Source organism: Cryomorpha ignava, assembly GCF_010686655.1.
Classification (GTDB): Bacteria; Bacteroidota; Bacteroidia; order Flavobacteriales_D; family Cryomorphaceae; genus Cryomorpha; species Cryomorpha ignava.
Map to the genome: position 1 here is coordinate 39,838 of NZ_JAAGVY010000005.1, position 12,663 is coordinate 52,500.

Here is a 12,663-nt window from a genome sequence, read left to right on the forward strand (position 1 = left end):
TAATAAAGTAAAATACAATCTCATTTCAATTTAACTTTGTCAGAACGAATAACAAAAATTAGAATCCTTGATTCTATAATCAAAACGACCTGAATAGACAGTATGGTTAAGACCATTGGATTTAATATCGAAACCAAAAGTACCTGAAACGATTAGCGACTCTAGACCAGGTTTAGAGATCACATCGCGTATATATAACTTGCCTACCCCATATCTTAGCGTGTCTGGAGACTCACTATCAAGTATAAGCATGCCATAATTCGATACTCCGTCTAGATTAATCACTGTATCTCTTAATTCTAAAAGTTGATTTTTATATCGAATGGATAAATCTCCCAGAAAAAAACCGACATCACGCTTCTGTAAATCATCTTCAATAATCTGAAAACCGTTTGATACTAGTATTCGGGTTCCGACAGAATCCGGATTGGTACAAATCGTAAAATGGGGTTCATAACTTACCGTCGAACGGCTGGCTAGCCAGGAGTATCCGTCAATATATGCTCCCGCAGTATTCGTACCATCGGCAGAAAATGCTGGCAACCGCGGATCAAGCGGACTGGCTTCGTAAGGAATATCTCTACAAGCCATTAAAGTGGAAAGCCCAATTAAAACGAATATCCAGCGCATTATTTCCATCGGTTAAAAAATTGATATCGTAAAAAAACCTCGGCTGTATTAGCTCGAATGTCTTTTACCTTTGGTTGTAAATCACCATAATCACCGATTAACTGGTATTCGAGCATATTTACAAACCAAAAGTCAAATCGGGCTCCCAGAACCCAAGATTTGGTAAGATAATAATGACAACCAATAAAAACTCCATAATCGGATTCTCGAAAACCTTCGCCTTCAACAATATATTCACCATTCATTCTAATTTCCGGAAAATAAGTTGCGGCTACAACTCCGGTTGTTAGATTCCACTTTTCCGAAATTGAGTAATTTGTTAGCAATCTCAAATCTAAACCCCGAAATATGTACTTGTAATCTGCTTCGTCATATTTTTGATAAAAATTGCGATGAAAAGAGTTCAGCTCTGCGCCAATCTCAAATTTACTTTTTTGATTGGCAAAAATCATAACACCAAGTCCAAAAGTTAAATCGGGGTTTACATCTACCAGGTCTAAAGGTTTATGATGGTTATAAATGCTATACTGCAGATTTCCCTGGAAATACATTTGGCCGAACAAAACATTTGAAAAGAAAACGGATTCAAAGACCATTAAAAATACAATTCCACAATATTTAAAGCATTTACTCATACCGTCATTCTGTATAAAGTCAATTTAATGAAATAAAATTCACTTGGGTCACATCGTAGTCGAATCGGCCGTAAAATACATCATACCTACCGCAATCGTTGCTGGCCGAAAACCCGAATGTGCCAGCAAATGCTTTATGATCAGAACCATCAGACCTGAAAAAAACTTTACCGGTTTGAACGGTTTCTGCTTCGCTGCAGGCTAAAAGACTCACTCCATCGGTAATTAAATCGGCCGAAACTGAGGTGCCATCAATGGGGAGTTCCGAACCAATCAACGCTCTAAGACTCCCTAAATTTCTAATCTGCTTGGAAGGAAGTCGTAGAACAACGCTCAATGATTCGAGATCTTCAAAACCCGGTGAATAATATCCCCCGCTGAAACGCAATTCTGAATAGTTTAGCAAGCTATCGCAGGCTACAGTGAGCCCATCACAACTTGTCCATGAAGGAAATAAGCCAAAATAACACGGATCAAACCAGACTTTTTCGTTGATAACGCACCCAGCAGTATTAGCGCCTTGCTCGGTATAGCGAGGAAGCCGGGGATCTGCAATATCCCTTTCAGAATAATCGCAAGAAACCAATATGCAAACTATAAATGCTAATAATGTTGCGAATATATTCCTCATACCTTATTCCTTCTATAAAGTTTAACTCTCAAAAACAATTCTGGCGTGAATGCATTGAGCAAATGTTGCTTTCCATCCATTTCGCCAAATTTGCCAACAGCCTTAACCTTTACCATAGGAATTAGACCCAAACTGGTTCTAAAACCTATAAATAATGACTCATAAATCTGATAATTAACGCCGGCAATCAAGTTTAAATCCACCGACTTGCTCTGATCTCCTAAAAGCTTGATTACCCCATTTTCAAAAAGAAAGGTTTGGTAGAAGTACACTCCAATACCGGCTTCGCCACTACATTTTTGAGAAAACGGATACTCAGCAAGGCCGTTAAGCTGTAATCCCCACGCGCGAAATTGAAATTCAGTCTGTGGAAAGGTAGTATTGTAATTTCGGCCCGAATACTTAAATTCAGACTTGATCTTCCAATTTTGCTTGTCATTAATATAAAAACTAAGCCCTACACCCATTTCCGGAGAAAGTATACTCTTGCCAACCTGAATGTCACCCTTTCGAAGAAATACAGTGTATGAACCACCTACATTGAGATATACATCGGCCAATTGTGCGTTCGTAAATTTAGGAATAAAAAAAACGCTTGTGGCGAGCAGAATCCAACAAACCACATACGCAGCTTTAATTCGAAGAAAAAATGAAGGCATCGCTCAAGAAATTTTGGTTGAAATTCTACAAATTTCGTATGGAAATTCGTAAAACAAACTCGTCTATCGAAAACAAGATAAGAATAAATGTTCTAACTCACTTCAATAAGTTATTTTGAATGCTTCGATTCCTAATCCACGTCTATGTTTATTTTTTCGTTTGGTTCTTAATTTGATGATCCAGATTAGTGTCACTAAAACGAACGTCGAAATACAACTAAACAATATAAGTCATTAAGCTAAATCACAAAGAAGAAATTAGGTATTTCAAACTCTAAATTCAGTATTGACGCAACTTTGCATTATATTTGCCGCTTTTATAGGCGGTTCAAAATCATTGAATAGATACCCATGTTATATTCCAAAGAGAAATCTTTTTTGTTTATCCACATACCTAAAACAGCCGGAACGAGCATTCGATCTGTTCTCGCCCCATATTCAGGCAAGAGCGGGGTATTAAACTATATAGGAAGAAGACTCGAAAAATATCCTGTTTTCTGTTTCAAAACGGGATTATCTATCAAGCGAACCTATGATTCGCATACAACTTATGAGCGTTTAGAAAACATTTTACCGCAAGCAGAACTGAATAGAATATTTAAATTTTGCGTTGTGCGAAATCCATACGATCGCGCATACTCATTTTATCTGCATGTATTGAGCCATCCAACGCACAATTTGTATAAACTGATTGAATCTTATGGGAGCTTTGGAGGTATGTTGCAAAATCTTGAGGTGGTAGGAGAGCCCACTCAAAAATCGTACATCATTAATTTACAGGCTGATATTTCCGTAGACTTTATTGGCAAGTTTGAAAGTTTAAATGACGACTTTAATGCGGTTTGCAAGAAATTGGGTATACCGTATGAGCTCCCTAAGAAGAATACTCGAAAACACAAGGATTACAGAGATGCATACGATGAGCAGAACTGGAAATATATCGCTGAATATTATTCAGAAGATTTTGATGCTTTTGGGTATGATAAAGACCTACTGAAGTAAAAAAACCAATAGCTCGAATAAAGAAACAGCACAAGTCAAGCTGTGAATCGCTCACTTAAATTTACTACGCTGATACAAAAATAGATGTTTGCCCCCACTATGGAGGCAAACATCATAGTAATTATTGCTTGCTTATCTTTTCTACCCAATGATTTTCACTGGTAATGAAATGAACAAAATACAATCCGGATGATAGGTCAGCTATATCTATTTCAATTCTAGAATCGGTGTTTACATTTGTGACATCTTTTCTGAATACCGGTCTATTGTTAATATCCCTAATTTCAACGATCATACCTTCCACGATCTCAATCTGCGAAACGATATTAAAAATCCGGCGTGTCGGATTAGGATATATCGATAGAGGCGATTCTGAAATGAGCGGAAACGTTTTACACACCAGTTCATAACAATACATTCCATTGTCATCAAATCTGTGAACTGTAGCGCAAACTAGAGATGACCAAGTATGTATGATCGGTGCACCACCATTTGAATATTGAGGAGGTCCACTTGCAAAATTCCATTCCACAAAATCGCAACCCTGAAAATACTCATGATCTGTTAATTGGAAAGTGTATAGATTTGGAATGGAGTTATCCTGAGTGCTTGTTATTCCATTATTCAAATGGTCAAAGAATTCCGACTCACATAAACATTCTAAATCTACTTCACATTCTGGAAGCACAATGCAATAGTGGAAACTACAGCAGGTCAAATGATTTCCTTGTTCAGATTCATCATGCAGGGTAACAGTAAAGCATATAGTGTCACCAGGCAGAGCGAGAGTGTTATCAATTGTGAAATTGAAAAATGGATAAACACCTAAGGAGGGAATTCCACCAGTCAAAAGAAATTGCCCAGAACTGCCATTTACTATTTCGTCATCGAAGGTTATTGCAACTAAATCGACTGGATGACCAGACATGTTCTTTAAAGATGCCGAAAATCCCCACATATCACCCGGAAGGCAGGAAACATTGGTATCAAATAGGTATCCACAATCAGGCTCACAAAATAGTGATATGGTGTCTCTACAATAAACTGTATCATCTTTCATCCATTTTACTTCCACCAAATGATCGGGTCCGAATTCGCTTGATACGCAAATTTTAGGTAATTGAAATAAACCAATATCAAGACTGCCATCAGTTGGTATGAAACTAACAGAAGTATTTGTTAGATTTTGAGTAAACCAGCCAGAATTTGGTGGGTTGTCAACATTCAATGTTGTATTTGGAGATACCGTACAAACCGATATTTCATCAAAAAAGTCATCATCAAAGTCATTGTAAATATGAACATTATAACAACAATCTTCTCCCGGGACTGGGCATAAACTCTCGATTCCAACTAAAGCGCAAGGATCACAGATTGGTATTTCTACACAGTAGATTGTGTCTAGTGAACAGCACAAAGTGGTTGGAATAGAGTCGGGATTAAACTCATGTGTGAGTATGTTGTAACAAAAGGTTCCACCCGCAATGTTATCACCGGACAGAGCAATCGTAAATGTTTGACAAGAACCTGGGAGGATCGGTGTTCCAGAACTGTTTAAGTCTATGTTCGGAGGTGTCAAATTTACGCCTGTTGGAGTGAGCACCTCAAAAATGATATAACCTACGGCAAACTCACCGTTGTGAGGATTGCATATTGTAATATCGTACAATACCTCTTGGTCATGATTACAATAGATACTGTCGCTTTGCAGATAAGTACAATCTGGTTCCACCGGACAGTCGAAAATCAACGTATCTGAGCAGACTATCTCTCCGGCAAAGTCATACCAATCGATTATTACATTTTGTGGACTAGCATTCACCTCTCCAAAGCAGAATTCAATGAAATCTGGAATGGCACTTGGAATGAGGTCTCCATTATTAATACTCGCTAGGCTTATAAAATTGGCATTCGATCCAGTAGCTTGCAATTGAGGATTAATTGAGCTGAGATCAAAAATCATTTCGGCATCAGAACTATGGATTTTCATACTTATAATGTCAAATAAATTTCCAGTATAGCTTAAAGAAGCGCAACAACTATTTACCAATCCATCTGTGCTATTTAAGAGATCGGATGACACAATGAGTTTTTCACATGTCGCTGAATCACAATTCAGGATATCTAGAATAAGTGCACCGGAAGTATCAGCGCATCCAAAATCTGTTGAACCAACTAAATTGTATGTTCCAGAAACTAAGGCTTCAACACAATGTTCCATGCCTGTTATTCCTGCAATAGGTGCACCATTAAACAACCACTGATATGAGGCCAATCCTATAGGGCCACAGATAGTGTCAGGACACAACTCATAACAACCCACCGGAACCAGACATAAATTTGGTAATGGATGAATAGTAACGGAGGCGGCGTGGGAGCAACCTGAAGAGGTATTCGTTCCAATAGCAGTATATGTTCCGGCCTGAAACACAATAATGGATTCACCGGATTGTCCGGTAGACCAATTGTAATGAACGCCTTGTTGAGGTGGGTTTACTGATAATGTGATTGGTTTTCCTTCGCATGCATCCGGAGAAATATCAACTACAAAATTGGGTGAAGGTTCGACCACAACATCTATTGGATCTGAGGTGTCGCTGCATCCATCTACATCGGTAATTGTGAGCGTATATGGGTTGTTAATATTACCTTGACAAACCTGAAAGGTAGAAGATGTTCCTATTGTCGTATTTGAACCATCCTTCCAGGAATAACTAGGCGCAAACTGCGAAATAAGAGTTGTACAGCCTCCATCACATATAATAGGATTTCCAGTTATGATAGCAACCGGGGCAGGATAAACAGATATTGTAACTTCATCCAGTTCCCTGGAACAATCATTAGCGTCAGTAATTATTACAGAATACGTTCCTGCTTGTGATACATCAATTGTCTGCGAATCATCCAAGGTATTCCACAGATAACTGTATCCGGCAGGGGCGGTGAGTGTTAGTGTGTCTCCTTCACATATTACAGTATCGCCCGGAACAATGGCAAGTCCATCTGGGATGCCCGGATTTACAATAATGCTTATTGTACCTGAGTCGGTGCATCCGTTTGCATCTGTAACAGTCAGAATAACGGAATAAGTTCCATCTAAAATATATGAGTGAATAGGACTGGTGCCAGAAAATGTCGCTCCATCACCAAAATCCCATAACCATTCCACTGCTCCGGGAGCATCTGTTGAAAAGGTTATCGCATCACCTACGCATGGCGGATCAGGTATCGAACTTGCGGTGATTGAATTAATGTTTATTGATCCGATTTCAATAATTTTGGTGATTGTTGCCTTGCAGCCATCAGCGTTTGTAACTTCTAAGGTCACACTATGCGATCCTGGAACAAATTTTACTTTGGGATTCTGATCTGATGAAAAGAAAGTTTGTGGGGGATTCTGATTCAGTGAGTACGTCCAATTCCATGACACAATTGGGTCATCGATATAAGTAGAAAAATCTGTGAACTGAACAGAGTCACATCCTATATATTCGAATGCGAAGTCAGCCGCTACCGGAACGCAAATTGAAGTATCACGCCCGACTGAACAGAATCCACCTATACTGTCGTTTCTCGGCACCAAGGCATTGAGAACGACATAATAACATCCCGCTTTATTATAATGATGCGTTGGATTTTGAATATTGGAATTAGTTTGGTCTCCAAATGACCAGGAACCCATGCTAGCATTGAATAAGTGAACATCAAATATGTAGTCATTACAGTATGGAGAATCAGGATAGCTTGAAGTTATGACTACTGAATTTGAATCCACTGGACATGGAGCTGTAGTTCCAATACAAGAATCTTGAACTACATAAATGGTGTTAGATGTGTTTATACATCCAGTCTGGGTATCTAATACATCAACCTTGTAAGCGAAAGTGTGTTCAACATTTGTATTTGGGTGCAGTAAATTAGCGGTGGTACTAAAGGGTCCTTGATCACTTCCATCACAAAACCATTGAAATTCATAACTATCGTTTTGAGCAACAATATTTACAGAACCACCCCCATCTATGCATAAGTGGGGATTATCGCCAGTAGAAATATTTGCAACTGGACCAGGCACTTCGCTTGCTTTGAAATAAGCCGTGGCGCTGCAACCATTGTTATCAATAGTTGTAACCGAATAATTTCCGGCTGTGCTTATTGACGCTGTATTACTAGTACTTGGTGGAATTGGAGTATTCCACAAATAGGTGTCAAATCCTGTCGCGGTTTCTAAAACTGCCGTCACACCCGGACATAAATTTCCATTTTGGGTGATCACGGGTTTAATCGGACTAAAGAGGGTTTGAGCTACAGAATCAGTTACAATATTTCCACAAACTTCCACTTCAACTTTCACATATTTTATACCTGGGCTATTGTTCCATTGCACTTGAACCTCATCCGTTCCCTGACCAGATATGATACTTCCGTCAGTGATTCCATTAATGGACCAGGTTATATTGGCATCATCAATTTGAGCGGGAGTCAGCGTATAGGTAGCAATGGTATTGGTACAATTCGCATTGCCGGTAATAACCAAAGGCCCATTGACAGATTTTTCAACAATGTTCAAACTTATGGGATCAGAAGAACACCCAGGTTCTTCAAGAAGATATTGGTACACGGACACACTACCCGCCCCGGCCCATGTTACAAGGATTGAATTTGAATTTGAGAATGTGGGGGTACCCCCGGTCACGTTCCAAATATACCCAACTCCCGTTTCCGATGAAGTCACCGTATATAACACTTGGTCATTAGCACAGATGCTATCAGGGCCTTCAATGGTGAGCGGGGGTGGTAATTCGATCACCTTAAATATTTTGGTCTGCACATTGTTACAGTATACGGACGGATCATTAGGCGTGGCTGTTAAGGTATAAGTGCCAGTCCCACCGTCCCAAGTAATAGACATATTATTCACATCTAACGTGGCGGTTGCGGGGGTAATTGTCCACGAATAGTCTGACGAAGGTGAACTCGTTGCGCTAAATAAAGAAGTTGAGCCAACGCAGACTACAGTTTCTTGCGTAAACAATTCAAAATAGGGTTTCACCTGAACCATCAGATCAGCAACTCCAGAGCACTCTGTGCCAGAGTGGTTCGCTGTTCCATTTAGAAACTCACTGGTGTATTCAACATGAATGGAAGAAATAACAGCTACCGTCCAGTTGATATTAATTTGATGCATTCCTTGACCGGTAAATGGTACAGGATCACCAAAGATATCAAGCACAGTCCACGTATATTCGGCCGATATCCATTTTGGTACAGAATAGACATGCGTGGAATTAAGACATACCTCTGAAGGTCCGTCGATATTAGAAACGGATGGAATAATTGGTACAGTAACTTCAGTCGGATCAGTACAATATGTATCATCACATCCTGTAACAGCCAGTGATACTATGCCATCGAAGCCGCCACTCCAAAACACACATATAGTATCGTTATAACTGTCCTGTCCATAAAAGTTAAATGGTATTACATCACCATTGGTATTTGTAACCGACCAAGTATAGGAAGAGCAGTGACTGGCATCCGTCCAATATTTAGAGCTATCTCCCTGGCAGAGGGTTGAGATCCAGTAGATATTTGGCCCAGGCAAAGAATCGACTATCACATCCATACTTATAGAATCCGTACAGCAGCAGAGTTGATTTCCGTCTAAGTCGTAATTTAACTTAGTTGCGTACAGGGTAACCGTATGCGTGCCGGGAGATGTAAATTCATGCGTTGGATTCATATCAGATGACAATGGAGTATTATCGCCAAAGTCCCAAACATATTGGTCAGAATTGGATGAGAAGTTTGTGAAACTCATTGGATTGCCTAAGCATACATAACCGTCAGACGAAAAATTGGCTGTTGGTCCCAACATAATGGTTACGCAGAGAGAAATGGTTTCCATTCCGTTGATTGTAAGTTCTACATTTCCCGTTCCTGCTGAACCCCATAGTACATTAATTTCCGCTGCATTAGCGCCTAATGACAATGTTCCACCATCAACGTCCCAATTATAAGAATTGTTGGAATTATAGGGTACATAGAAGGTGGTATTGGAAGAATCACAGACACTTACACATGATGGAATTGGATCGCTAGGATTTCCTTCGTCACCTTGAAAGTCTTCTAAATTAATCAGGGAGCAATCGGGTTTTGGGCATTTTACAACTATTGTAACCGTAGCCATAGAAATTTCGCCAAATTGGGAGTAGGCCTCGTAGTTGAAAATATGAGTGCCGCAACATGGAGGAGCGTCAGGGTCAGTATAATATACATTACCTATTTCATCAATGTAAAAACACGCATCTCCCGGGGATTGAACGAAAATAAAGTCATCTCCAAAAAACTCATCATTATCTAATACATTCAGCATTAATGGATCACCTCCAATAACACAGAAATAATCATCAATAGCACCATAATTAATTCCAAGGCACATGCAATCTTCAGTAACAATATCATTCACTGTTGTTGGATTACCGTCATCACAGCTTGCGCCAAAGTTGGCTAAGAGGTCTGGGCAATCATAAACTTGTGAAAATAATTGGGTTGCGAAAAAAATACCTACTATCAAGAATAGGCCAGGTGAGAACTTTTTCATTGGTTGAGTTTTGGTTAAAAAATTAGATTAAGAACTTGAAAACGTGCACTTTGTGGTTTGTTTTCATTGTTTGAAGGTGAGAAATACTTAATGCTATACCAAGAGCCATTTGCTGAAATGGCGCTTTGGTGGAATTAAGTACAGGGTTGATTCAATGAACAGAGTTTTTTTAAAAAAACTTAAGTTCGCAATGCAATAAGCCATATTGACTGATTCAAGATGCAGATGGGCGCAGATTGAGAAAGAGAGAGAGTTTGGTTGAAAATAATTACAGCTTCATGCAGCACATTATTAAACTACCAAACTATCGCGCATAAAAAAACCCTTATAGATTTCTCTACAAGGGTTCTAAAAATTGGCGACGACATACTCTCCCGGAATACCAGTACCATCTGCGCTAATGAGCTTAACTTCTCTGCTCAATATAGAATGGAAAAAAAGATTATTTCCGAAAACCTTCAGAAGTTCAAACTATTTTCTTACCAGCCAAAAAAAGGTATCTAAAAGTTAATCAAAACGTTACCGAATGGATACCAGTCTATCAAAAATTTAGCTATCAATGAATGTTCATATAAAACAGCCCCAAGCACTAAGTAGGTAGTAACAAATATGGCAAAATTTAAGGATATTTCTCGGAATATTCTTCTTTTTGAGAAATTACTCAACAGTTTAAAACAACCAAACATACACACAATTCCAAACCAATAGCTTCCCAATACCTGAAGAACACTCAATGTTTCAGAATAATATTTTTTAACAACCACCATCAATAATACTGAAGCTGCAACTGAAAAAATAATGTGTTTAGAAATTTGTTTTTTTAAATCAAATGAGTGAATTGAGTCTGCTGATGAGTCATCTTTGTCATTATTCCTATAAAAAATTGTCAATGCCCAAGCATGAAATATACTTAAGAAACCTATTAGGATCAATATCTCGACCAAATTCGTAAAAATAAGTGACTCAAAATAGAAACCACGATTCAAAAGGAAAGCCAAAAACAATAATGAAAACGAACTCAATGCCATTACCCTAATCTCCCAATTTCTAACCAACACCATAATATATTTTCTTTAGATTAATTACTTCAACGCAGAAAGCAAATTTTTAACATCCTTCAATTACTCCAGCAATACTTCCGGCAAAACTAACTACAGCCGCAGCACCACCTATTCCGCCTGTTGCTGCACATAGCCCAATAAAAGATGCTGCATAAAAAGCTAAATAAAAACCGCAATGCAATCCTGGTAAATCATCCTCAAGATCTCCAACTAATATCGCACCGTTATTTTGTCCTTCTGAAACCAATGATATAGCAATATCGTAATTAAAATTAAGACGTAAAATTGAAGCAGCTGAAAGTGAATTATCATTTTCAAAGTCCGTTTTCAATCTATTCAGCTCATTCTCAAAGTCGCGGAGAGAAAGAGCACTACTATCGAAAAGAGCTGTCATTTCACCATTATAGTTAATCTCTTCAATTTGCATACCCGCTGCGAGAAGATCTGACTCTGTCAAATTTTGAGAATTAGTAACAGCGTCATTTAGAGCAATTCTATCAACCGAATAGCCAAGTGAATCATAAAAGTGACATATTCTATTTGCTAATTTTGTTTGGGTATCAAACTCTTTAGTTCCAGTTTCTGTATAGATGAACGGATCATATTTAGAAATATCATTTATATAATCAAATTCTTCTACGTATTTTATTGATTCTATATGGATCCTTCCGGTAGTATTCATAGATTTAGCAGCTTGCATTTTACCATCACTATTTGACTTTCGTGGTGCATCAATCTCATATTGGGAACAAGACGTTGTGAAGAATACGACGGCAACAAATAAGGCTAGAATCTTTCTCCCAGTTAAAATAATTGGATTTTCGTTTGTAAATAATCTCGTTGAATTTTTCATAATACTCTAATTTTTAATTTAATATATTGAATTTTCAATGAGACAAACAAACAAACAAACAAACAAACAAACTAAAAAGCGAATATTAACGAAATGTTGTATTCTTACATAGCTGTGAGAAATGCAGCTTAGTTAGTACCAGGTAATAGAGCAATTAGATCCTGCCATTCCTGCAAATAAAATCGGATACAACTATTAACTCTTCCACACCAAGGTATCATGACAAGTCAAACATGAATATCCTAGGTTCTAAATATATTTATCATAAAGGATCATACAAATTAATTCAAAACTCATAAATCCGAATCAATCACCCTCATGCGGTTTCAGTTACAAAAAGTTCTAAAACTTGGAAATTATCTGTCTTCTGTTTTACAGGGACATTTAAGCCGAACTGAAAATCCCAAAAGCTAGAAATAGCACCACAAGCAGCACGAGCTTAAAACAGGACATCAACCCATAAAAAAACCCCTTGCAACAAAGTTACAAGGGGTTCTAAAAATTGGCGACGACATACTCTCCCGGAATACCAGTACCATCTGCGCTAATGAGCTTAACTTCTCTGTTCGGAATGGGAAGAGGTGGACCTCA

8 protein-coding genes and 1 rRNA gene (1 of these 9 only partly in view) are annotated in these 12,663 nt (G+C 38.3%); 1 reads left to right on the forward strand and 8 read right to left on the reverse strand.

Annotation, left to right across the window (positions count from 1 at the left end):
- Positions 1-39: 39 nt before the first annotated feature.
- The 4 genes from G3O08_RS04390 to G3O08_RS04405 are packed head-to-tail and all read right to left on the reverse strand — an operon-like array spanning position 40 to position 2,555.
- Positions 40-630, reverse strand: coding sequence for a hypothetical protein (locus G3O08_RS04390; protein ID WP_163283470.1), 591 nt, complete (start codon positions 628-630; stop codon positions 40-42).
- Positions 630-1,265 carry a hypothetical protein gene (locus tag G3O08_RS04395; RefSeq protein WP_163283471.1) on the reverse strand — a complete coding sequence of 212 codons (636 nt, stop codon included), beginning with the start codon at positions 1,263-1,265 and terminating at the stop codon, positions 630-632. Before G3O08_RS04395 ends, G3O08_RS04390 begins: the two co-directional genes overlap by 1 nt.
- A gap of 19 nt (positions 1,266-1,284) precedes the next feature.
- The gene (locus G3O08_RS04400; protein ID WP_163283472.1) at positions 1,285-1,896 is read right to left on the reverse strand and encodes a hypothetical protein; all 612 of its coding nucleotides are present in this window, start codon (positions 1,894-1,896) and stop codon (positions 1,285-1,287) included.
- Positions 1,893-2,555, reverse strand: a complete 663-nt coding sequence (locus G3O08_RS04405) for an outer membrane beta-barrel protein (RefSeq protein ID WP_163283473.1) — start codon at positions 2,553-2,555, stop codon at positions 1,893-1,895. The genes G3O08_RS04400 and G3O08_RS04405 overlap by 4 nt, the downstream gene beginning before the upstream one ends.
- Positions 2,556-2,906: 351 nt before the next feature.
- Between G3O08_RS04405 and G3O08_RS04410 the strand changes: the two genes are divergently transcribed.
- A complete protein-coding gene (locus G3O08_RS04410) occupies positions 2,907-3,557 on the forward strand; it encodes a sulfotransferase family 2 domain-containing protein (protein ID WP_163283474.1) in 651 nt (216 codons plus the stop codon).
- Between the two features lie 121 nt (positions 3,558-3,678).
- On the opposite strand, the gene G3O08_RS04415 is transcribed toward G3O08_RS04410, so the two are convergent.
- From G3O08_RS04415 to rrf, 4 genes are all read right to left on the reverse strand, one after another.
- A complete protein-coding gene (locus G3O08_RS04415; RefSeq protein WP_163283475.1) occupies positions 3,679-10,158 on the reverse strand; it encodes a PKD domain-containing protein in 6,480 nt (2,159 codons plus the stop codon).
- 500 nt (positions 10,159-10,658) lie between these two features.
- Positions 10,659-11,186: a hypothetical protein gene (locus G3O08_RS04420; protein ID WP_163283476.1), complete on the reverse strand. Its 528-nt coding sequence runs from the start codon at positions 11,184-11,186 to the stop codon at positions 10,659-10,661.
- 79 nt (positions 11,187-11,265) lie between these two features.
- Positions 11,266-12,072: a hypothetical protein gene (locus G3O08_RS04425; protein WP_163283477.1), complete on the reverse strand. Its 807-nt coding sequence runs from the start codon at positions 12,070-12,072 to the stop codon at positions 11,266-11,268.
- Between the two features lie 500 nt (positions 12,073-12,572).
- A 5S ribosomal RNA gene (gene rrf / locus G3O08_RS04430) occupies positions 12,573-12,663 on the reverse strand; it runs 17 nt beyond the window's last position.